The 238-nt window shown below is 55.9% G+C and carries 1 pseudogene; it reads left to right on the top strand.

From position 1 onward, the window contains the following. Window positions 1–40: 40 nt before the first annotated feature. A pseudogene (locus ACZ3GY_RS24760) lies at window positions 41–238 on the top strand (two-component sensor histidine kinase); the annotation flags it as partial.

Raw genomic sequence — 238 nt, 5'->3', positions numbered from 1 at the left:
AGCCCTGTCATTGCAGGCAGAACGGCTGGATGCGGCAGCCATGTCAACTCAGGCCAGGGAACGTCTGAACGCTTTGCGTCAAGGTATCGAAAGAGCGCGTGGCCTGCTCCAGCAGTTATTGGTCATGGCCAGAGCACAGGAACAGCCATATGGGGCAACCGAAAAGACATCGATGCAGCACATCCTGCGGCTGGTTCTGGAAGACCTGATACCACTGGCCGAAGCAAAATCGATCGAT

This window comes from Pseudomonas sp. PME37.24/006 (genome assembly GCF_055556635.1).
This window is presented reverse-complemented; position numbering and strand designations above follow the sequence as displayed.